Raw genomic sequence first — 20,659 nt, forward strand, 5'->3', positions numbered from 1 at the left:
GTGGCGTCGGGAAGAATAACTAGCGCCGTTGCGCGACAATAAATAAACGCGGGAAAGCAAGCAGAACGGCGCCATCGGCTTGAGACGGATACGCCTGGCTAATTTCATGTAGATAAGCGTGAAGGTACGTTTGTCGTTCCGGCGGGTCCAACGCCTCAAGAAATGGCCGCAGTCCGGTCGCCCTCAACCAGTCGATAATCGCCTGCGCCGAGGGCATTTGGTGATAATAGGTGGTGCGCCAGATATCCACCTGACAACCCGCGTTAACCAACAGGTCGTAATACTGTCCGGCCGTGAGCAGTTGTTGTCGATCAACCTTCTGCCCAAGCTTGTCACGCCATGGCGCACGCGCTGCCACTTCACGCATCAGACGATGCGAAGGTTCCTGCAGATTATCCGGCATCTGTACCGCCAGAACTCCCTGCGCGGCTAACTGGTTCGCCAGGTGGGGCAGTAGCCCGGTATGGTCGCTTAACCATTGCAATGAGGCATTAGCGTAAATCACATCCTGCGGATGTTGCGCATGCCAGCCACGAATATCTGCCTGAACAAACTGACAGTCCGGCAACCGCTGACGCGCCTGATCCAACATGGCTGGAGAGCTATCCACGCCAACCACTTTCGCCTGCGGCCAAGCGTGCCAAAGCAATTCAGTGCTATTGCCCGGCCCACACCCTAAGTCGGTAACTTCGCGGGCTTCCGCCACAGAAACGCGGGACAATAGCTCCTGCGCAGGCCGCGTTCTTTCCGCTTCAAACTGACGATATAGATCAGGATTCCAGTCTTGCATTTTCACCTCGTCGCCTGGCCAGCTTCAGCGAACTACCCCATCAGGTGAGAAGCGCGGCTCAGTTTTTCTTCACAAACTCGGATTTTAGCTTCATTGGCCCGAAGCCCTCGATTTTACAATCGATATTATGATCGCCTTCTACCAGACGGATCCCTTTTACCCGGGTGCCAATTTTAAGCATTGATGAACTGCCTTTCACTTTTAGATCTTTGATCACCGTGACGGTATCGCCATCCGCTAACAGATTGCCGTTAGCATCACGCACCGTCAACACATCATCATCTGCCTCCGCCGCTTCACTCAACGACCAGATATGGCCACATTCGGGGCAATTAAGCGTGTCGCCATCCTGCCAGGTAAATTCTGAATGGCACGCGGGACAATGAGGTAATGATTGCATGGGAAAACTCCGGTAAACGAATAGCGTAAGCGCTGAATAAAATCAGCAGAAAAATAAACGGGCGCCATTGTATAACCTTACACTCGCTAAGGATAGAGGCGGCGCCCGCGCAACATTATCTTGCCTGTTTTACCGCCTCACCCAATTGCCATACCGCCATTGCATAGTGGTTGCTGTGGTTATAACGCGTAATCGCATAAAAATTTGGTAACCCGTACCAGTACTGATACCAACTCCCCATATCAAAACGGAGTAGACTCACTTGCGATGCGTCGCCCAACGGCGCGAGCGGCCTTAAACCTGCGGCGGTTAATGTTGCCGGGGAATAGCGTGTTTTAAAGCCACTTTCCAACATTGGCGCCTGGCCGCTGGCCTTCACCGCTATCTCAGCGTCTCTTACCCATCCGTGCGCGTTAAAATAGTGCGCTACGCTACCAATCGCATCAATCGGATCCCACAGGTTAATATGACCATCGCCATCAAAATCCACGGCATATTGACTAAAAGAGGAAGGCATAAACTGCCCGTAACCCATGGCGCCGGCATACGACCCACGCAGGGCCAATGGATCGTCATTTTCGCTACGCGTCATCAGCAAAAAGGTTTCTAACTCAGTGGAAAAATAGTCCGCCCGACGTGGATAACTGAAGGAAAGCGTAGCCAGCGCATCAATAATACGTGTTTTCCCCATGACGCGGCCCCAGCGCGTTTCCACGCCAATAATACCGACGATAATTTCAGGCGGTACACCATACACTTGATGGGCGCGTTGCAAAGCATCCTGATATTGGTTCCAAAATGCGACGCCGTTTTGCACGTTATCCGGCGTGATAAATTTATTGCGGTAACGCAACCACGCGCCATTCGGGCCAGAGGGCGCTTGATACAACGGCGCCTGACGATCCATCAGGCGAATCACCCAATCGAGGCGCCGGGTTTGCGACAGTAATCCCTGGAGTTGTTGGCGACTGAACCCATGTTCATTCACCATTTTATCAATAAACCGCTCCGCGGCGGGATTACCGGCAAAATCGCCGCTTAACCACGCCGAATTGGCGGAGGGTACTAGTAGAGAGCTTCCGCCTCTGAACGGATTACCGCTCGGCTCAGGCGTCGCAACCGGCGGCTTGCTGCTACAGGCCGCCAGAAAAAAAAGCACCGGGAGAAGTGTGGCAAATTGACGCATCCGGAAATCCCTATACCCGACAAAAAATGAAGGTGTTATGTTAAGGGATTGTGTAGCGCGAATAAACGAGAAATGGCGGCTGAAGCCAAAACGACTACGGCCCCGCACAACCATAAAGCCTGGGTATCACTCAGTAGCACATGGCAAAAGGGAAAGCGTTATACTCCAGACGATACCCCTTACCTACCGGCGTAACCGTGATGTTTTGCACCCGTCCCTCTTCATAGTAAACCGGTGGAATTAGCAGACGATAATCTTCCGGACTGACACTGTTTTCCATCTGCGAAAGCGAGCTTTTATTGGTCAGCGTATATAAACCGCCATTGTTAATATAACTGACTTTAATCTGACGCCCGAGAATCCCCAGGTAACGCCCTTCTTTAAATACTTTACCACTAAGTGTAATTAGCCCGGCCCCCTGGGTGAACTGATAACGCGAGACATACGACAACTTATAACCATTGATATAAACCTTTCCCGAGGCGCGACAAGAAAAACTGGCAAACTGCTCTTTATGTAACACCAGCAAGAAGACAACCAACGCCAAAAAAAACAATAGCAACGCGCTAAATAACACTCTTTTTCTATTAATCACTTTCATTACTAAAATGCACCGCTGAAGAGCAAACATTATTTCGAATTTTATCTTCAATCGCATATCGGCACTGTATTACCGTATAATGCGGGACTTCTTCATAAGCTGTAATATAGATTTCACTTTTTTTCTGACAATCGATCACATCAACGCGTTTTACTTTATCAATAATATTCGAAGCACCTTCCCTTTCCCGATCAAAGTAAAATTTGCAACCATCCTTATCCTGATTAAAAAAGACGTATTCGATTTTTTTATACGGAAAGTAATATAAATAAACACTGAGAAAAAGCAGCAGTATGGCAGCAGCAATAGTGATACCAGAGCAAATACACCAAAACAGCTGCAGCGGTTGATGTAAACGTTCTTTATCCTCTGATAACGGCCGCTCCTCTATCGACCTCGGCTCTTCAACACAATGCTCCGGTGTCGGAGAGAGGGAAGATGTCCTCCAATCATTCGTGGTAATATCAAAGTTCTCGATAGAGAAAGTGAGAGGAATAATATAGCCACGCCCTTTTATCGTTACAATAACATCACTGTCAATTCCAACACTCCTTAACGAGCGGCGTAATAGACTAATATTTTGAACAAAGGTATTATTAGAAACAACGATATTTTTAACTGACCAAACATGCTCAATAAAGTACTCTTGAGGAACAACCTCACCATAGTGCTCTATTAATATGGATAAACATCGCGCTGTTGGCCAGTTAAGCCCGACGACTTTCCCGCTATTCTTGTTAACTAACTGATTGAGCTCCGGATAAAAATCTACGGTGGCACATAGCGTCACTCCCTGATGTTTTTTATCATCCATAATATTGCCAGGCAATCTAATAAATTATCGACATAGAATGAAGGTCAGAATTATTTATGTCAAGAATATTCTCATGACGACCGATTAAACATATAACACATTTACAACATATAATTAACAGTGAAGGTTATAAGCGGCGTAATAGTTAAATAACCCTCACGCTACGAATAATTAATATACAGGCACGCGAAATATGACGAATGAGCACGGTGAAAATGACTTTGAGGGAAGAAAAACTGAGGTGTGTAAAGCACGGAGGGGCTCAAAAAAGCCGGGTTATTTACCCGGCTTGTTGATTAGGCGTTGCGTGGGAAAATAGTACCGGTGTTCATAATCCCTTTGGGATCATACACTTCTTTTAACGCCTGCATAATATACCAGGCGCTGCCATGTTCTTGTTTTGACCAGTGAACACGGTGCTTGCCGATACCGTGATGATGAACCATCGACCCACCAAGCTTCAGCGTTTCTTCAACGATTATCTTATTCAGCGGGTTATGGTATTTGTCGATTTCCTCTTCCGGCTTACAGTCAACCACATTGTAATCATACACAAAATACATATTGGTGCCGTTGATGTAACTGTGTGACGAGTGACCGCCTAACATAGTGATATCTTGCGCATGAGGAAACTCCTGCTTAATACGCGCAATGACGTTTTGATAGATGCCATGAATATTTGACCAATCGCCCGAAACTTCAGTGGTGAACCCCATATTACCGGTGCGTAAAATCTGCTCACGCTCTGCCTGGACTTTATCCGGCCCCCAGTTGAGGTTATTAAACCACTGTTCAATCAATGTGCTGTCAACCGGCCGACATTCAGGATAACGCGCTACAACTTCAGCGATGCCGTTACCTGTTGCCTGTGCAATGCCTTTATTTCCTTCCGCCATAAAGATCAGAACACACCGGCCCTTGGCAAAGTGAGTAAAATGCTGTGAACCATCTTCCGCATCATATAAACGGGCAATCGATGGACGGTAACCTTCGACCATGACCTCACGCAGAATGTCAAAACCCACCTTCATGTTGTCAAGGGTATAGCCGTAGAACAGATTATTTTCCGGCATAAATTTAAAGATTTTGACCGTCACTTCCGTGATGTAGCACAGCGCCCCTTCATTCCCAATAATCACATGACGGATGTCCGGCCCGGCGGCGCGGCGCGGTACGTTTTTAATCCGCGTCACTTCTCCGTTCGGGAAGACAGCTTCCAGGCCGACGACCATATCCTCAATCGCCCCATATAGCGTGGAGAACTGGCCGATACTCCGTGTTGCAACCAGCCCTCCCATCTGTGCCAACGGTTTAGATTGAGGTGAATGACCGGTGGTGTAACCCTGCGCACGCAGTTGGTTCTCTAACACCTCCAGTGGAACGCCGCACTGAGCCGTAGCTTGCATATTAACCGGGTCAATCGAAATGACCTTGCTCATTGGTGAACCATCCAGTACTACCGAGTTTTCCACTACGGTTTCCAGGCCGCCTTCGGTGGCCGATGCCCCCGTCCGCGGCACGCAATTAATACCGTGCTGGTTCATAAATGCTAATACCTGCGCAACCTGTTGCGTATCCTGTAATTTCACCACCGCCGCCGGTAAAGGCAGGGTAAAAACGCCATGGATATCGGCATATTTACGAAAACGGTCGATACTGTTATGGCGCAAAACCGCTTCGTCAGTAATAACATGCTGCGGGCCAACAATCTCTTTAAGCTGGTTGACGATAGCTTCACGTGATAATGACATAATAAATCCTTAACAATAATCAATATGGATAATTAACGAACTAAATAACCGCCATCGACAACCAATACGTGCCCATTGACATAATCCGAAGCTTTACTGGCTAAAAAAACCATTGCTCCCATTAAATCCTGGGTATCTCCCCAGCGATTAGCGGGAATATGATCCAACACTCGTTGATTGGTTTCAGGATTACTGCGCGTAGCGGCAGTAATATTAGTGGCAAAATACCCTGGCGCGATGCCGTTGACTTGAATATTGTGCTGACCCAATTCATCACAATATGCTTTGGTTAAACCGGCGATAGCATGTTTTGTCGCCGCATAGGCCGGAGACCATTGCCCGCCAAGCCAGGAGAACAGCGAACAAATATTAATTATCTTCCCTTCTCCGCGCGCTACCATCACTTTCGCAGCCTCATGGCTCATTTCAAACGCGGCGGTCAGGTTGATATTAATCATCGGATCCCAGTCATCGCGACCAAAGTCCAACACTTTATTTAACTTACAAATGCCCGCATTATTAACTAAAATATCAACACTCCCGAACGCTTCCAGACAGCGGGCGATAACTTTTGCCGGTGCGCCTTTCTCGGTAATATCAATTTGCATAAAAGCAACGCGAGCACCCTGTTGTTCAATTAACTCGCGAGTTTCCGGGTTCGCTTCATTTAAATCAGGAATCAGAATATTGGCGCCCGCTTTCGCTAAGGCGGCAGCGAAGGCCTGACCGAGGCCGCTATTTCCGCCGGTAACAATGGCACTTTTTCCTTTAAGGGAGAAAAAATCCAGTGAGAACTCATTTAACGCACTCAGTGACATTTTGTGGCCTCTTTGCCTGATAAAATGCAAAAAAAAAGAGAAAAGCAAGCTCCTCCGTTTATTCGGAGAAGTTACTTTTCTCTTGGTCTCGAGTAACTGGTAAAAACGCTAACATAGCCGGAACAAAACAAAAAGTGACTTACATCACAAAAAATAACTTATTTACGCTTATGGCGATCTGATTATTCCGGATAAAAAAGCACGTAAACTTCACCCGGTGAAAAATAAACCAAAATCAAAAAAAGATCCAAAAATCCAGAGAAATAAGCCTAAGAATAATCTCTTATTTTCACCACCTGCAATTTGTGACTTTATTCACAGAAGCTGATGGGCTGCTCATGTTATTTGTGTAATCCGTTACTGATTGAGACGAAGAGAAAAGTAACTTTCCGCACTGCGGAGAGCTTGCTTTTCTCTTTTTTTATTGTTTGTAAATCAAAAAATGCGTGTATCTTATGATAAAAAAACCGTGGCACCGTTGGATAACCCTCGCCGTCATCAGTATTAGCGGCGGCATTAGCTTCGATCTGGCTTATCTACGCTATATCTACCAGATTCCAATGGCGAAATTTATGGGGTTTAGTAACACCGAAATTGGTCTCATCATGAGCACTTTTGGTATTGCGGCCATCGTTTTATATGCTCCCAGCGGTATTATTGCCGACAAGTTTTCACATCGTAAAACCATGACGTTTGCCATGATAGCGACCGGTTTGCTGGGGTTAGTAATGACCACCTATCCTCCGTTATGGGTCATGTTAACTATCCAAATCGCCTTTGCAGTCACTACCATTTTGCTGCTGTGGTCCGTGTCGATCAAAGCCGCCTCATTACTCGGCGATCATGATGAACAGGGTAAAATAATGGGATGGATGGAAGGGCTACGCGGCGTGGGCGTTATGCTGCTAGCGGTATTTACGATGTGGGTATTTTCACTTTTCGCGCCAGACAACGCCAACAGTCTAAAAGCGGTGATCCTGATTTATAGCGGGGTCTATATCTTGCTCGGCATCTTATGCTGGTTCCTCATCAGCGACCAGGTAGCCACAACCGAATCCGGTCAGCAATCCCCGACCAAACGCTTCTCGCTTAACGATATTCTGTCAGTATTGAAACTTAGCACCACTTGGTATTGCAGTATGATTATCTGCGGCGTCTACACCATCTACGCCATCCTGAGTTATTCAACTAACTATCTGGCAGAAATCTATGGCATGACATTGGTCGCCGCCAGTTATATGGGCATTGTTATCAATAAGATTTTCCGCGCCGCCTGCGGCCCACTCGGAGGGTTGTTCACCGTCTACAGCCGCTGGCGCTCCCCTACACGCGTGATTCAACTCCTCTCGGTCATTGCCATCGTCACGCTAGCGCTACTGCTGGTGGTTACTCATCGCCCTCTTTCCCTTGCGTTAGCCATGGGGTTGATTTTGCTGTTGGCTTTCACCTGCTATGCCTCGCGCGGGCTTTATTTCGCTTGCATTGGCGAGGCCCGCACACCAACACACATCATGGGTACCACCGTCGGCGTCTGCTCGGTAATCGGCTTTTTGCCAGATGTTTTTGTCTATCCACTGGTTGGTCATTGGCAAGACACGTTACCGGCGGCGGAAGCCTATCGCAATATGTGGATCATGGGCTTGATTGCCATCGGTGCCGTGATTCTGTTTACCGCTTTACTGTGCAACAACATGAAAAAGATGCGTTATCACAGTGCGACAGCGCATTAATTCAGGGAGAGAAGCCATGAAAGACAATTATTTAATCGGGCTGGATATCGGCACCCAAAGTGCCAAGGTGGTGATCTTCCACGTGGATGGTCATATCGTTTGTCAGGGCCACCAGCCGCTGCGCCCGCTTTCTATTCCGGCGCCTCAACTCGCAGAACATCCGGATGACGATCTGTGGGATGCGCTGCAACTGGCCTGCCGCCAGGCAATGGATCGTTTTCAAACCCTTGGACATGATCCACACCGCATTCAGGCGATGGGGATCTGTGTGATTCGCTGCTGTCGCGTGTTACTTAAGGAAGATGGTTCACTCGCCTGGCCGGTAATTAACTGGATGGACAAGCGCCTGAATCACCCGTGGAAACCAGAGCCAGCCTACGAGGATGTTCGTTATGTCACCACCACCTCCGGCTATATTACTCACCGCCTTACCGGCGAGTTTAAAGATACCTGCGCCAATTATATTGGCTGGTGGCCAATGGATAACGATCGAAGTGAATGGAGCAACGATCCGGCTCTTTGGCAACAGTGCAATCTGCGCCGCGAGCAAGTGTTAGACGTGGTTAAGCCCGGTGAAATTCTGGGGCAAGTCACGCCGGAAGCCGCACGGAAAACCGGCCTACCGGTCGGGCTGCCGGTAGTAGCAACCGCGCATGACAAGGCGGTTGAAGCGCTCGGCGCAGGTACTCTTGCGCCTGGCGTGGCGCTGATTTCGTTAGGCACCTATATCGGCGCAATGGTTCACGGCAGTGAAAATCGTCAGGATGCAAAACACTTCTGGCCCTTCCTCGCCTCGGTTCCCGATAGCTATCTGTATGAATGCATGGGAGTACGCCGCGGTATGTGGACCATTAGCTGGTTCCGCGACCAGTTTGGCGCGGCGGCACAGGCCGATGCACACCAGCAAGGGTTGAGTATTGAAGAGTTACTCAACCAAGAAAGCGCAGCGGTTCCCGCCGGAAGCGACGGATTAATCACGGTACATGACTGGGCGGCGCCCGCTGAAGCCGAGTACCGTAAAGGCGCCATGATTGGCTTTGACGGGCGACATACGCGCGCGCACATGTACCGTTCATTGCTGGAAGGCATTGTGCTAACCATGAAAAATCATATGGATGCGATGGCGCAAGAGTTGGGCATACCGTTCACCCGGTTGGTCATTTCCGGCGGTGGCGCCAATAGTGACGTCTTTATGCAAATCTTTGCGGATGTTTTCGGCATCCCCACACAACGTAATCAGATGCGTGGCTCAGCGGCAATTGGTTGCGCGATTAATGCCGGTATCGCCGTTGGTTGCTACCGCCGTTACGATCAAGCGGTGGAGAAACTGGTTAAGCCGGCAGAAACTTTCCAGCCCAACCCCGATAACCATGCACTCTATCAACAGCTTAATCAGCAGGTTTATCAGCGGGTGCATCAGTATCTCGACCCGCTATTACAACCGTTAAGCGCACTGGTGGATTAACGTAGCAGCGGCGCTGATCTTTACTCAGTTCCGCTGCCTAATTTTAAATGCCAAACGGCATGATTAGTGGTTGAAACGGCAATGGCTCCGGCAGCCAACGCCAGGCGGGCGTCTTCCTCATCGCATACCAGCCCGCCGGCGATAATGGGTTGTTCGATTTTATCTGCTACCCATCCCAATACTTTCGGCATACACCCCGGCAAAATCTCCACCAAATCCGGCATCGACTGTGCTACCTGCTTACCGATGTTATTGAATGAAATGGAGTCGAGCACAAACAGGCGGTGAATAGCGTAGAAGCCATGCTGGCGTGCAGCCTTCACCATCGCGGTTTTGGTGCTGATGATGCCATCGGCCTGGGTCACGATTTTTAGAAAGTTAACCACAATTTCCTGGTTGGAGCTGCCTTCCAGCAGATCGACATGAACAAAGGCGAATTTTCCCGCCTGCTTTATCTGCTGCACGATGCGGCCAATGTTACAAATATTGCCATACAACACGGAAATAACCTGACAGTCAGATTGCACCGCAAGCGCCAGGCTTTGCGGATCTTTCACTGCGGCCACCACCGGATTCCTCTTTAACAATTCGCTCAATATCACACTAGCCTCGGCGCTTTGCAGGTTCTTATTTCTATGCTGCCTGACATCCCGGCTAAACGCCAGCCTCGCTCACAGGAATCGCCTCTTCGCCGGTAAAACCACGCATCTCTTCAATTAACCAGTCGCGAAAGTGGCTCACACGCGGTAAGCCGCGTTTACCCGGCGGAATTTCTAACCAATAACCGTTGGCGCTTTGTAGCAATAGCGGAGAGAGTTGAATTAACAGCCCGCTACGTAACTCATTGCGAATCATACTACGATCAAGTACCGCATAACCGGCACCGGTAATACAGGCGTTAATCACTTGATCTTGGGTACTGAACTCCAAACCGCTCTCCTCGGGAAAAACCACTTCGCCCGCAGCTTCGCACCAACGTAACCAGTTATCCAAACGTAGATCGCCATTTAAAACGTGCAGCGGCGTGCGGCTATTCAAAGGCGGAAATTGCCCATCGATCAGTAACAACGGGCTGCCCACCAGTACCAGCGTTTCATGGCACAACCACTCGCCGTTCTCACCAATCTGCGCCGGATTGCCAAAGCGGATCGCGCAATCAAAATCACTGTATTTCTGCCGCGCCTCGCTAATTAACGCCACCTGCAACTGACTATTGCGCGCGCGTAATGTCACCAGACGCGGTGCCAGCCAGCGGGTAGCAAAAGTCGGCGCGACCTGCAGACGTAAATGCTGGAGCGGGTTGCGTAATTGCACATGACGCACGCCCTCTTCGAGAATATCGAGCGACTGTCGCACCACCGGCAGCAGCAATATCGCTTCTTGCGTCAACGTCAAACCACTGTGATTACGAATAAACAGATCTTTCCCAAGGAACATCTCCAGTTGGCGAAGCTGGCGGCTGGCGGCGCTCTGCGTGATAAACAACGCTTCTGCCGCCTTGCTGAGGCTCAGTGTGCGGCAGGTTTCCTCAAACAGACGCAGCATGCTTAGTGAAGGGAGTTTTCGCACGATATTTCCATCCTGACGCGGCTTGGTAATGTTACTGAATTGTTATCATTTTGCGCTTTTCTGGTCGCGCCGGATAGCAAGGAGGTCATGAAAAGTCGAGGCAAATCACATGGTTTTTACGCATAGGGGTATGACTAAATTGCACTGGTCTCCCCCACTCGCAAATGCCAGGTTAATAAGGCATTTGACCACACAACAACCCTACAACGACCACTCCCCAAAGGAGGAAGGGACAATGCAAAAAGTAGTTCAACTGGATGATGTTTCATTCAATCGCTTTCATTTCAAAATCGCCGGGTTAACCTTTGGCGCACATCTTACCGATGGTTATGTGCTGGGTGTCATCGGTTTCGCGTTGGCACAAATTAAACCACAAATGGGCCTCACGCCTTTTTGGGAAGGGATGCTGGGGAGTTCTGCGCTGATCGGTTTGTTTATCGGTAGCCTGGCGCTCGGCTGGGTTGCCGATTATCTGGGGCGACAGAAAATCTTTTGCTTTAGTTTTTTGGTGATCTCCGTAGCATCGGCACTGCAATTTTTCGCCCATACGCCGGAACAACTCTTCCTGTTACGGGTGGTTATTGGTATCGGCCTGGGCGGTGATTTTTCCGTTGGGCATACCATGCTGGCCGAGTTCTCTCCGCGCAAACATCGCGGTGTTATTCTGGGCTCGTTTAGCGTGCTGTGGACGATAGGCTATGTCGCCGCCAGTTTCGCCGGCCACTTTATGACCGCGCTTGGGCCGGAAGGCTGGCGTTGGCTACTGGCCTCTTCGGCACTGCCAGCCGTCATTATTCTACTACTGCGCATTGGCACGCCGGAGTCTCCACGTTGGCTAATGCGTAAAGGCCGTAGCGTGCAGGCACTGGCGATTGTGCATCGCTATTTTGGTCCGCATGTCACCTTGCAGGCGGAAATGCCCTCCGCACGCCAACACTCGCTATTAACCCTTTTCACCCCGCGTTACCGCAAGCGTACCGCGTTTAATAGCCTGTTTTTTGTCTGCCTGGTCATCCCCTGGTTCGCCATTTACACCTTTCTTCCTTCGATTTTGCAGAGCATGGGGCTGGATAAAAATTTCGCCACTGACCTACTGCTCAGCGCGCTACTGATTGTCGGCGCCTTACTTGGCATCGTCCTGACGGTTTTTTGCTCACGGCGCGGTTTCCTGATCGGATCTTTTTTGTTTCTCGCCGCTTGCCTGGTGGCTTTGAGCCTGCTGCCCACCAGCATGGCACTCTGGCAAATCGTCTGTTTTGCCGCCTTTACGCTAATCATGTCAGCGGTTAGCAATCTGGTTGGCGTCTTCCCGGCCGAGAGCTTTCCCACCGAGGTTCGCTCAATGGGCGTTGGCTTTGCCACCTCCATGAGTCGGCTCGGTTCAGCGATTGGCACGCTGTTATTACCGCTCGCCATCATGCATTACGGTACCGCCACCACGATGGGTTTACTGGCGGTCATTCTGATTATCGGTGCGCTGGTCTCCCTTGCCTGGGCGCCGGAAACCAAGGGCCTGACGTTGGTTGACGCTAGCGATACGGCCACTAATCCACGCAAAAAGCCTGTCCATCAGGCGACATCATCTTTTTAACTGCAGGAGGAAAGCATGGAAATGTATATCGGTGAAGGGTTTGCAGGCGATGGCGTTAACGCCTCCCACATTAATATCATGCTCGGGCCGCGAAATGGCGTGGTCGGTCAGGCGTTCGCCAACAGCCTGGCTTCTCCCTCACAGGGGCACAGCCCCTTTATGGTGGTCATCAAACCCAATGTGCCGGCGAAACCCATGACCTTGTATGTCAACAAGGCTGAAATCAAGGGCGAGCTACACGGTAACGCGACATGGGGCGCCTCTCAGGCCGCCATTGCCAGTGCCGTTACCGCAGCGCAACTGGCAGGCATCTTGCCGGAAGAAGCGGAAGATGAATGGTGCATTATCACCGCTAACTGGGTAAACCCTGCCTGTACCGATTTGGATGAGGTTTATCGCAATAACTATCGCGCTTGTCACGACGCCATTCAGGCTGCGATGGAAAAACAACCCGGTCGATCACAACTGCAACAGGCGCTGAAACAGCCTGGCAACCCTTTCTATACGCCAAAGGTTTGAGGAGTCATGCATGGAATACATCAATCTGGGCCATAGCGGACTGAAAGTTTCCCGGCTCTGCCTCGGTACTATGAATATGGGCAGTAAAGCCTGGAAGCCATGGATTTTTGACGAAGCCCAAAGTGAACCGCTGATTCGTCATGCGCTGGATAAAGGGATTAATTTCATCGATCTGGCTGACTTTTACTCCAGCGGCGTAGGCGAAGAAGTGGTTGGGCGGATTGTCAAACGTGTGCTGCCGCGCGAAGAGTTGGTACTCACCACCAAAGTAGGCTACCCGCTGGGTAACGGACAAAACAATCAAGGGCATTCGCGTAAGCATATTATGCAGAGCATTGATAACAGCCTGAAGCGCCTCGGCACCGACTACGTTGATATCTATATGCTGCATTTTTTTGATATCCACACCCCGGTAGAAGAGACATGGGCGGCAATGAATGACATTGTGCGCGCCGGAAAAGCACGCTATGTCGGCGTCTCTACCATGTATAGCTGGCAACTGGCGAAGATTTTATGGTGCTGTGAGCGCAACGGTTTCGCAAAACCGATCAACATGCAGCTCCAGCTCAATTGTGCCTACCGTGAAGAAGAGCGGGAAATGCTGCCATTCTGCCGTGATCAGGGGCTGGGCGTCTCGGTCTTTAGCCCGCTGGCGCGTGGTTTGCTGACCGGCGATCTAAATTCAGTACGCAATAAGACCGACTTTTTCACCCAAGAGATGTACGCCGACGCCACTTCACTCAACGTCGCCGAATCTGTCTGTCGGGTCGCGCAGTGGCGCGGTGTCCCGGCGGCGCAGATCGCCCAAGCTTGGGTGCTGAACCATCCGGCGGTGGAGTGTATGTTGGTGGGCGCCGATTCGCCGCGGCAAATTGATACCGCACTTCAAGCGCTTAACACGCAGCTTGATGATGAAGAACGTTATGAACTCGAACGCAATTACACCCCGTGTGATGTGATTAATGACTATACCGCTGGTCGACGCATTACGCGTGAAAGCCGTATGGCGCGCAGCGTAATGACCGCAAGCAACCTTGAAACAAGGAGTATCGCATGAGCTCCTGGTCCTCCCTACTCCGCACCGGTTGGTACTGTGCCGGGCAGTGGCTAACCGGCGATAAACACTACCCGGTCACTAACCCGGCGGATGGCTCGCTGGTGGCGAACGTCGCCGAGGTGGGCGCAAGAGAAACCGAAGCCGCGATTGAGGCCGCCGCCCATGCTTTACCGGCCTGGCAAGCGCTACCCGCCAAAGCGCGCGCGCAAATCCTCCAGAAATGGTTTGGTTTAATTATGCAAAACCAAACGGTATTAGCCGAGTTGATGGTTGCCGAACAGGGAAAAGTGCTGGCCGAAGCCACCGGCGAGGTCGCCTACGCCGCCAGTTTTATTGAGTGGTTTGCCGAAGAAGCGAAACGCGCCTACGGGAAAACCATTCCTGCCGCCAGCGCTAATAATCAGATTCTGACCTATAAGCAACCGGTCGGGGTGGTTGCCGCCATTACACCGTGGAACTTTCCGTTGGCCATGCTGACACGCAAATTGGGCCCGGCGCTGGCGGCAGGCTGTACGGTGGTTATTAAACCAGCCAATGAAACCCCGCTATCGGCTTTCGCCTTAATTGCATTAGCTGAGCAAGCCGGCGTGCCTGCTGGTGTGATTAATGCTGTCAGCGGCGATACGGTAGCCATTGGCGCAGCGCTTACCCGCAGCCCGCACGTACGCAAAATCTCTTTTACCGGTTCGACGCCGGTCGGCAAACTGTTAATGCGTCAGGCTGCGGATACGGTAAAAAAAGTGTCGCTAGAGTTAGGCGGCAATGCGCCGTTTATTGTGTTTGACGATGCCGACCTTGAGCAAGCAATAAAGGGCGCCCTTGCCGCCAAGTTCCGCAATAGTGGGCAGACCTGTGTCTGTGTTAATCGCTTTTATATCCAAAGCGGCATTTACCCGCGCTTTGTTGCACGGTTGAGTGAAGCAACGCGTGCGCTAAAAGTTGCGCCGGGCATGACGCCGGGGGCGCAACAAGGCCCATTAATTCATCAACGCGCGGTCGAAAAAGTGGAAGCGCATATTGCCGATGCCGTGCAGTTAGGCGCCCAATTGGAGTGTGGCGGCGAACGTCATGCGCTGGGGCAGAGTTTCTTTCAACCAACGGTACTCAGCGAAGTCACCGAAACCATGCGCATCGCTCATGAAGAAACCTTCGGCCCGGTCGCGGCCTGCTTTCGTTTTACAGATGAGCAAGAGGTTATTCAGCGCGCAAATGCCACACCGTTTGGTTTGGCTGCTTACCTATTTACGCAGGATCTGTCGCGTGCATTACGTGTTTCCCGGCAGTTGGAAAGCGGCATGGTGGGCATTAATGAGGGGATTATTTCTACCGAAGTTGCGCCTTTCGGCGGTATCAAAGAGTCGGGCCTTGGCCGAGAGGGCTCTGACTTAGGGCTTGATGAGTATCTGGAAGTGAAATATATCAATATCGGCGCGCTGAACTAACCATCTGCCGGGTGAGATCTTCGCCCGGCGTTAAATGATAACAACATGGTTAAACTGCGTGTTTTAACAAAAGAGAGGTTAATTAACTATCCAATAAAAAACCAGATACCTAACAGCTTTTAAAATAATTACACCTTGGTCGGCGCACACAGAAATGCTGGCTGAGTATTCATATAGATCAAAAGGTTATTCTTTTTGGCTCGCTCGATCCTAATCACTGTTTCGGCCTGCTCTTGAAGGATAAAGGGGGGATAATGAGCCCGCATCCTCTCCTCGGTGACATTTTCACTTGGCGCTCGATGAATTTTTTTAGTGGTAATGTGATAATAGCGTTCATCACTACTTTTATAAGAAAATGTGACTTCCCGGTTTATCATCTGCTTAATACCGTTATCATTGAAAGTTCCATTTATTTTTAAGCTCCCGCCGTGTTGACTAATCAACCAATGATAACGCGCAGTAATGATGTGATTATCATGATAGAGATGATGTTCACTAATGCAATCAGCCTTCGTTGCTTGTTGAGCCTTCCACTCTTTTAAAAACACCCCACCTAAAACCAAAAAAAACACTGCTATAGTAATGATTTTTTTCATTACATCACTTCCATATATTTAGAGGAGATAACAGACTGGTTTTTATTATTATATTCAAATAATGAAACCCCTTTAATATTTATTGAGTGGGATAGGTAGATCTCTTTATCTCGCTCACATGCAATATGGTGTTTATCCATGAAGGCAGAAATATGTTCAGTGGTCAGATAAGGTGAATTAGCATAAACGCGACATGGCCCGTTAGTTACTACCCGCTCAAACCCTGGCAATAGCGGTTGAGCTTGCTGCCACCCAACTATAATCGCACCAATACCTATCATCATTAACAGCCCGGCGCCTAAAGTATAATATTTTCTCTTATAACAGAGACTGAATAGCGCAGCGGTAAAACCAGAGATGGGCTGGTTATTTTTTTCCGGCATTACTGACAGTGGCGCAACGTCATTTTGACTCCCCTCCTCATTATGTTTATCAACCGCCAGGACGGCCTTTTCGTCATCCACTGGCTCAGAGTCCGGTTGGTTTCTCTTCTCCAGGAGAGTGTTATTTTCATTCAGCATGGTCGTTATTGCGCATTCGCTGAGCAACACAATCCCTTTACGTGGGATAGTACGAATGACATCAACGGTTCCTAACTCTTTTAGACTTTTGCGCAAGTTAACCATACATTGATAATAGGCAGGTGAAGAGACGCCTTTTGCCCTGTTTTCCCACCCATACTCGATAATCTCTTGCTGCGGGACGATATTGCCATGCTCTTTAATCAGAAGTTCTAAGCAACGAGATGATGTGTAATGAAGTTTAATTTTTCGTTTAGTGCTACAGGAGGTGATCTCCTGTAAGTCCGGGTTGAATATTATATTATTATCAATAATATAATTCATTATGCCTTATACTCCTGTTGCTTCTTCTTGGTTGGCGGTCAAACTTAATAACACACACCTAATCAAAACAAAATAAAAAAAACCAAAATCAATGGTTAAATTTTATTTAAGTTAATTTATTTTTGATTAAAGTTTAATCATTGTTATCTTTGTTTTTATTATTAATTGATTACTTAGCTGTTATTTAACATTATCATCCACCCTGCGTTACAGAATCTAAACCGGAATATAATTTATCTTCATCAAGTTAGAAGATAACTAACACTTACTGTTTCATCGCAAAAACCGCCTCAAATAAAATACATTCGGTAAGAGGATTGGGCAACAATCGGGCAGGATTAGGCTGACCGATTAAATTCTTATGCGATAGAGTCTAATTGCGCATGTTACTTAGACGGAGAATATGATGAAAACGATTGGTTATGCGGCATTACAGTCTGATACGCCTCTGGTGCCTTTTTCTTTTGAGCGCCGACCACTACGCGATAATGATGTTTCTATCGAAATACTTTACTCAGGTGTTTGTCACAGCGACTTGCATCAAACCAGAAATGACTGGCAAGAATGGGGAGCGACAGTTTATCCGTGTATTCCCGGCCACGAAATTATTGGACGCGTAACAGAAATCGGCCCCAATGTACGTCACATAAATATCGGTCAAATGGTGGCGGTCGGGACTATTATTGATAGCTGCCAAGAATGTGATCAATGTCGTCGGCACGAAGAGCAAATGTGCCGAGAGTTTCCAACCGTAACTTATAATGGTCGCGACCGTATTTCCGGTGAAATTACCTATGGCGGCTACTCAAAACATATTGTGGTACGTGAAGAGTTTGTATTAAACCTTCCTGCCGGATTGGATCCTGCGCGTGCTGCCCCATTATTATGTGCTGGTATCACAGTCTATTCTCCACTACGCACCTGGAATGTCGGGCCGGGTTCACGGGTTGGCGTAATCGGAATTGGTGGCCTTGGTCACTTGGCAGTGCGTCTGGCGGCGGGTTTAGGTGCCGAGGTGACGGTCATTACCCGTAGTGAGGATAAAGCAGCAGAGGCGCATAAATTAGGGGCGGAGCACGTCTTATTATCCAGTTCTTCGCAGGCGATGAAGGCGGCCGCCTCATCATTTGATGTGATTATTGACACGATTCCTTCGCCGCATGATGCTTCTCCCTACGTTGAATTACTGGACGTTGAGGGGGCGCTGGTCATTGTCGGTAACCTCGGGAAAATGGCGGAATTTAGCACGTTGCCGCTTATCCTTGGGCGACGACGCATTACCGGCTCGCCTTCCGGCGGTATTGCGGAAACGCAGGAGATGCTCGATTTTTGCGGCAGAAAAGGCATTCTTCCCGAGTGTGAAATTATTCCTATGCAGCAAATAAACCACGCCTTCGAACGGATGGAGCGTGGCGATGTGAAATACCGTTTCGTGATTGATATGTCTTCCCTCGCGCTGAGTGAAACACCGTCGTAAAAGCCGTTCAACGGGCGGCATTATCCTCGCCGCCCGTATGGTATTCATTCACCGTGCCCGAATAAGGGTAGATCGTAACTGCTCGCGATCCCGAATCGGCGGTACGCCAAACATCCGGCGATACTCCCGGTTAAATTGTGTCGCACTTTCATAACCCACCCGCATTGCCACCGTTGCCGCATCCAGATCCTCGCTCAACAGTAAACGCCGGGCCTCATGCAACCTAAGCTGTTTTTGGTACTGCAATGGGCTCATGGCGGTCATACGACGAAAATGATGATGGAGCGTGGAAACGCCCATCCCGGCCATTTTTGCCAGTTCATCCATTTTTAACGGCGCGACAAAATTTTCGCGTATCCAGTTAATTGCAATCGCGGTGCGCTGACTGCGCGTTCCTGATAGTACCGTTTCACAAAACAGAGCGCCGGTTGGCCCCGTCAAAATACGGTACAAGATCTCTTGCTGAATCAACTTCCCCAAATGAGGAATATCAGCGGGCTTATCCAATAAGTCGACCAGGCGCGCCATGGCACCGAGTAAATCTTGAGTGGCTGGGCCCGTTGCCAGCCCGGGTCCCTGCTCGTGAGCCACCGTTCCCTGAAGCTTGAGTTCCGCAATCAATTGGCGCGCTAACGATAAATCAAAGCGTAATAGCAGCGAAGTAAAAGGCTGCTGCCGACTAGCCTGAAGTACCTCGGTCATCATCGGCAAATTAACTGCGGTGAGCAAAAAGCGAGATTCGTTGTAGATATAGGTAGATTCGCCCAGCGCCACTCGCTTCGCCCCCTGAACAATCAGTGAAATGCTGGGTTCATACAGCCAACTCATTGGCGGAAGCGGTTCATATAAGTGCGCCAGACTTAGCCCGGCGATGGAGGTGACAACCTGCTGATTATCACCAACAAGGGTACCGATACGCTGTGCCAGTTGCGCACGCAGGTCCGCCGTTTCCAGGCGCCGTGTCTCGTCATGATGGTCAGAGGTATAAATCATCAAGGTTTCATCGCCCGTAACGAAAATGAAAATTCGGTGATTATTTTACCCGCTAATCAACACAGGATACATGCTGTTCAGGCGAACTGACCGGCAAATCGACGCAAATAGCACTACCCGCGAAGTCGCTTTAGTGCCACCAATGCCCCACAAGGCGCCATTAGGTAGCGTTGCCGCCGGATTAACCTGTCAGGACATAATTAATCCGCCATCTACATTGATGGTTTGGCCGGTAATATAGCGAGCGTCGTCCGACGCAAGAAACGCGACCAGGCCTGCGACATCCTCGGGTTGACCGGCCCGTTTCAACGGAATATTTTCTACCCACTCCGCCATCAACTCGCCTTTACCGTAACGTTTTTCCTCGCTACTGAGGATTTCCCCCCAGACACGATCGTTGTAATCCCACATCTCGCTTTCAATGATTCCCGGGCAAAACGCATTCACCGTAATGTGCCAAGGCGCCAATTCTTGCGCCAGACTCTGCGTAATCCCAATTACGCCCATTTTACTGGCGGCATAGTGCGGGGTATAAATAAAACCCTGTCGTCCCTGCCCGGAAGAGGTATTAATTAAGCTTCCACGCTGCTGTTTCACCATATATTTCGCCGCCTCGCGGCAACATAGCCACACGCCGGTGGTATTTACCGCGAGAATTTTCTCGAAATCCTGCTTCGGCATTTTGTCAAAGTAATCAATAGTAATCACGCCTGCGTTTTGAATAGAAACATCAATACGCCCAAAACGCTCAAACGCCTGCTGATATAGCGCTTGTACCTGCTCCTCATCGGTCACATCTACCTGACGCGCCAGAATCTCTACGCCATAGCGCGCGCGGAGTTGCTCTGCCGTGGTGAAAACTCGCTCGGCGTTAGAGACCATCACCAGGTTAGCGCCATCGCGCGCAAAACGCTCGGCAATCCCGGCGCCAATGCCGCGACAAGCCCCGGTGATCACCACGGTTTGCTGTTGAAAATCACGTTTCATTCACTCTCTCCCATTCTGTCGAGGACGC

20 protein-coding genes are annotated in these 20,659 nt (G+C 49.7%); 7 read left to right on the forward strand and 13 right to left on the reverse strand.

Features of this window, described 5'->3' with window-relative positions:
* Nucleotides 1-19: 19 nt before the first annotated feature.
* The 7 genes from tam to PMPD1_RS17460 all read right to left on the reverse strand — a co-directional run bounded on the left by tam (nt 20) and on the right by PMPD1_RS17460 (nt 6,360).
* Nucleotides 20-790 carry a trans-aconitate 2-methyltransferase gene (gene tam, locus PMPD1_RS17430; protein WP_173635226.1) on the reverse strand — a complete coding sequence of 257 codons (771 nt, stop codon included), beginning with the start codon at nt 788-790 and terminating at the stop codon, nt 20-22.
* A gap of 58 nt (nt 791-848) precedes the next feature.
* Nucleotides 849-1,190: a zinc ribbon domain-containing protein YjdM gene (locus PMPD1_RS17435; RefSeq protein WP_173635227.1), complete on the reverse strand. Its 342-nt coding sequence runs from the start codon at nt 1,188-1,190 to the stop codon at nt 849-851.
* Between the two features lie 115 nt (nt 1,191-1,305).
* Nucleotides 1,306-2,376: a lytic murein transglycosylase B gene (gene mltB / locus PMPD1_RS17440; protein WP_173635228.1), complete on the reverse strand. Its 1,071-nt coding sequence runs from the start codon at nt 2,374-2,376 to the stop codon at nt 1,306-1,308.
* 130 nt (nt 2,377-2,506) lie between these two features.
* On the reverse strand, nt 2,507-2,977 hold the full coding sequence (locus PMPD1_RS17445; RefSeq protein WP_173635229.1) for a hypothetical protein: 471 nt from the start codon (nt 2,975-2,977) through the stop codon (nt 2,507-2,509).
* The gene (locus PMPD1_RS17450; RefSeq protein WP_173635230.1) at nt 2,964-3,791 is read right to left on the reverse strand and encodes a transcriptional regulator; all 828 of its coding nucleotides are present in this window, start codon (nt 3,789-3,791) and stop codon (nt 2,964-2,966) included. Before PMPD1_RS17450 ends, PMPD1_RS17445 begins: the two co-directional genes overlap by 14 nt.
* 296 nt (nt 3,792-4,087) lie before the next feature.
* A complete protein-coding gene (locus tag PMPD1_RS17455; protein ID WP_173635231.1) occupies nt 4,088-5,542 on the reverse strand; it encodes an FAD-binding oxidoreductase in 1,455 nt (484 codons plus the stop codon).
* 32 nt (nt 5,543-5,574) lie between these two features.
* On the reverse strand, nt 5,575-6,360 hold the full coding sequence (locus PMPD1_RS17460; RefSeq protein WP_173635232.1) for an SDR family oxidoreductase: 786 nt from the start codon (nt 6,358-6,360) through the stop codon (nt 5,575-5,577).
* Between the two features lie 455 nt (nt 6,361-6,815).
* Between PMPD1_RS17460 and PMPD1_RS17465 the strand changes: the two genes are divergently transcribed.
* Together PMPD1_RS17465 and PMPD1_RS17470 are read left to right on the forward strand one after the other, a co-directional pair.
* Nucleotides 6,816-8,090, forward strand: a complete 1,275-nt coding sequence (locus PMPD1_RS17465) for an MFS transporter (RefSeq protein ID WP_173635233.1) — start codon at nt 6,816-6,818, stop codon at nt 8,088-8,090.
* Between the two features lie 16 nt (nt 8,091-8,106).
* Entirely contained in the window at nt 8,107-9,555 is a 1,449-nt protein-coding gene (locus PMPD1_RS17470; protein ID WP_173635234.1) for an FGGY-family carbohydrate kinase, read from the forward strand.
* Nucleotides 9,556-9,575: 20 nt separating this feature from the next.
* On the opposite strand, the gene PMPD1_RS17475 is transcribed toward PMPD1_RS17470, so the two are convergent.
* The gene (locus PMPD1_RS17475; protein WP_173635235.1) at nt 9,576-10,157 is read right to left on the reverse strand and encodes a glycerol-3-phosphate responsive antiterminator; all 582 of its coding nucleotides are present in this window, start codon (nt 10,155-10,157) and stop codon (nt 9,576-9,578) included.
* Nucleotides 10,158-10,209: 52 nt separating this feature from the next.
* A complete protein-coding gene (locus PMPD1_RS17480; protein ID WP_173635236.1) occupies nt 10,210-11,124 on the reverse strand; it encodes a LysR substrate-binding domain-containing protein in 915 nt (304 codons plus the stop codon).
* Between the two features lie 235 nt (nt 11,125-11,359).
* On the opposite strand from PMPD1_RS17480, the gene PMPD1_RS17485 reads away from it, so the two are divergent.
* Genes PMPD1_RS17485 through PMPD1_RS17500 form a run of 4 tightly spaced genes read left to right on the forward strand, consistent with a single transcriptional unit; the run spans nt 11,360 to nt 15,733 of the window.
* On the forward strand, nt 11,360-12,715 hold the full coding sequence (locus PMPD1_RS17485) for an MFS transporter (protein ID WP_173635237.1): 1,356 nt from the start codon (nt 11,360-11,362) through the stop codon (nt 12,713-12,715).
* Between the two features lie 15 nt (nt 12,716-12,730).
* Nucleotides 12,731-13,234, forward strand: coding sequence for a formaldehyde-activating enzyme (fae, locus tag PMPD1_RS17490; RefSeq protein ID WP_173635238.1), 504 nt, complete (start codon nt 12,731-12,733; stop codon nt 13,232-13,234).
* Between the two features lie 10 nt (nt 13,235-13,244).
* Nucleotides 13,245-14,291, forward strand: a complete 1,047-nt coding sequence (locus tag PMPD1_RS17495) for an aldo/keto reductase (protein WP_173635239.1) — start codon at nt 13,245-13,247, stop codon at nt 14,289-14,291.
* Entirely contained in the window at nt 14,288-15,733 is a 1,446-nt protein-coding gene (locus PMPD1_RS17500; RefSeq protein WP_173635240.1) for an NAD-dependent succinate-semialdehyde dehydrogenase, read from the forward strand. Before PMPD1_RS17495 ends, PMPD1_RS17500 begins: the two co-directional genes overlap by 4 nt.
* 128 nt (nt 15,734-15,861) lie before the next feature.
* On the opposite strand, the gene PMPD1_RS17505 is transcribed toward PMPD1_RS17500, so the two are convergent.
* Together PMPD1_RS17505 and PMPD1_RS17510 are read right to left on the reverse strand one after the other, a co-directional pair.
* Nucleotides 15,862-16,329, reverse strand: a complete 468-nt coding sequence (locus PMPD1_RS17505; RefSeq protein WP_173635241.1) for a YqeJ family protein — start codon at nt 16,327-16,329, stop codon at nt 15,862-15,864.
* Entirely contained in the window at nt 16,329-17,174 is an 846-nt protein-coding gene (locus PMPD1_RS17510; protein ID WP_173635242.1) for a winged helix-turn-helix domain-containing protein, read from the reverse strand. Before PMPD1_RS17510 ends, PMPD1_RS17505 begins: the two co-directional genes overlap by 1 nt.
* A 406-nt stretch (nt 17,175-17,580) precedes the next feature.
* Between PMPD1_RS17510 and PMPD1_RS17515 the strand changes: the two genes are divergently transcribed.
* A complete protein-coding gene (locus tag PMPD1_RS17515; protein ID WP_173636269.1) occupies nt 17,581-18,651 on the forward strand; it encodes an NAD(P)-dependent alcohol dehydrogenase in 1,071 nt (356 codons plus the stop codon).
* A 48-nt stretch (nt 18,652-18,699) separates the two neighbouring features.
* Here PMPD1_RS17515 and PMPD1_RS17520 read toward each other — a convergent pair whose 3' ends face one another.
* Together PMPD1_RS17520 and PMPD1_RS17525 are read right to left on the reverse strand one after the other, a co-directional pair.
* The gene (locus PMPD1_RS17520) at nt 18,700-19,644 is read right to left on the reverse strand and encodes an AraC family transcriptional regulator (protein WP_173635243.1); all 945 of its coding nucleotides are present in this window, start codon (nt 19,642-19,644) and stop codon (nt 18,700-18,702) included.
* Between the two features lie 189 nt (nt 19,645-19,833).
* The gene (locus PMPD1_RS17525) at nt 19,834-20,631 is read right to left on the reverse strand and encodes a glucose 1-dehydrogenase (protein ID WP_173635244.1); all 798 of its coding nucleotides are present in this window, start codon (nt 20,629-20,631) and stop codon (nt 19,834-19,836) included.
* Nucleotides 20,632-20,659: the final 28 nt, after the last annotated feature.

The sequence above is a fragment of the Paramixta manurensis genome, assembly GCF_013285385.1.
GTDB classification, from domain to species: domain Bacteria; phylum Pseudomonadota; class Gammaproteobacteria; order Enterobacterales; family Enterobacteriaceae; genus Paramixta; species Paramixta manurensis.

Coding starts and splice junctions, on each gene's coding strand:
- PMPD1_RS17500 (WP_173635240.1), top strand. CDS start 14,288: ATGAGCTCCTGGTCCTCCCTACTCCGCACCGGTTGGTACTGTGCCGGG.
- PMPD1_RS17460 (WP_173635232.1), bottom strand. CDS start 6,360: ATGTCACTGAGTGCGTTAAATGAGTTCTCACTGGATTTTTTCTCCCTT.
- mltB (WP_173635228.1), bottom strand. CDS start 2,376: ATGCGTCAATTTGCCACACTTCTCCCGGTGCTTTTTTTTCTGGCGGCC.
- PMPD1_RS17510 (WP_173635242.1), bottom strand. CDS start 17,174: ATGAATTATATTATTGATAATAATATAATATTCAACCCGGACTTACAG.
- PMPD1_RS17505 (WP_173635241.1), bottom strand. CDS start 16,329: ATGAAAAAAATCATTACTATAGCAGTGTTTTTTTTGGTTTTAGGTGGG.
- PMPD1_RS17450 (WP_173635230.1), bottom strand. CDS start 3,791: ATGGATGATAAAAAACATCAGGGAGTGACGCTATGTGCCACCGTAGAT.
- PMPD1_RS17465 (WP_173635233.1), top strand. CDS start 6,816: ATGATAAAAAAACCGTGGCACCGTTGGATAACCCTCGCCGTCATCAGT.
- PMPD1_RS17435 (WP_173635227.1), bottom strand. CDS start 1,190: ATGCAATCATTACCTCATTGTCCCGCGTGCCATTCAGAATTTACCTGG.
- PMPD1_RS17525 (WP_173635244.1), bottom strand. CDS start 20,631: ATGAAACGTGATTTTCAACAGCAAACCGTGGTGATCACCGGGGCTTGT.
- tam (WP_173635226.1), bottom strand. CDS start 790: ATGCAAGACTGGAATCCTGATCTATATCGTCAGTTTGAAGCGGAAAGA.
- PMPD1_RS17470 (WP_173635234.1), top strand. CDS start 8,107: ATGAAAGACAATTATTTAATCGGGCTGGATATCGGCACCCAAAGTGCC.
- fae (WP_173635238.1), top strand. CDS start 12,731: ATGGAAATGTATATCGGTGAAGGGTTTGCAGGCGATGGCGTTAACGCC.
- PMPD1_RS17515 (WP_173636269.1), top strand. CDS start 17,581: ATGAAAACGATTGGTTATGCGGCATTACAGTCTGATACGCCTCTGGTG.
- PMPD1_RS17485 (WP_173635237.1), top strand. CDS start 11,360: ATGCAAAAAGTAGTTCAACTGGATGATGTTTCATTCAATCGCTTTCAT.
- PMPD1_RS17445 (WP_173635229.1), bottom strand. CDS start 2,977: ATGAAAGTGATTAATAGAAAAAGAGTGTTATTTAGCGCGTTGCTATTG.
- PMPD1_RS17495 (WP_173635239.1), top strand. CDS start 13,245: ATGGAATACATCAATCTGGGCCATAGCGGACTGAAAGTTTCCCGGCTC.
- PMPD1_RS17455 (WP_173635231.1), bottom strand. CDS start 5,542: ATGTCATTATCACGTGAAGCTATCGTCAACCAGCTTAAAGAGATTGTT.
- PMPD1_RS17520 (WP_173635243.1), bottom strand. CDS start 19,644: ATGATTTATACCTCTGACCATCATGACGAGACACGGCGCCTGGAAACG.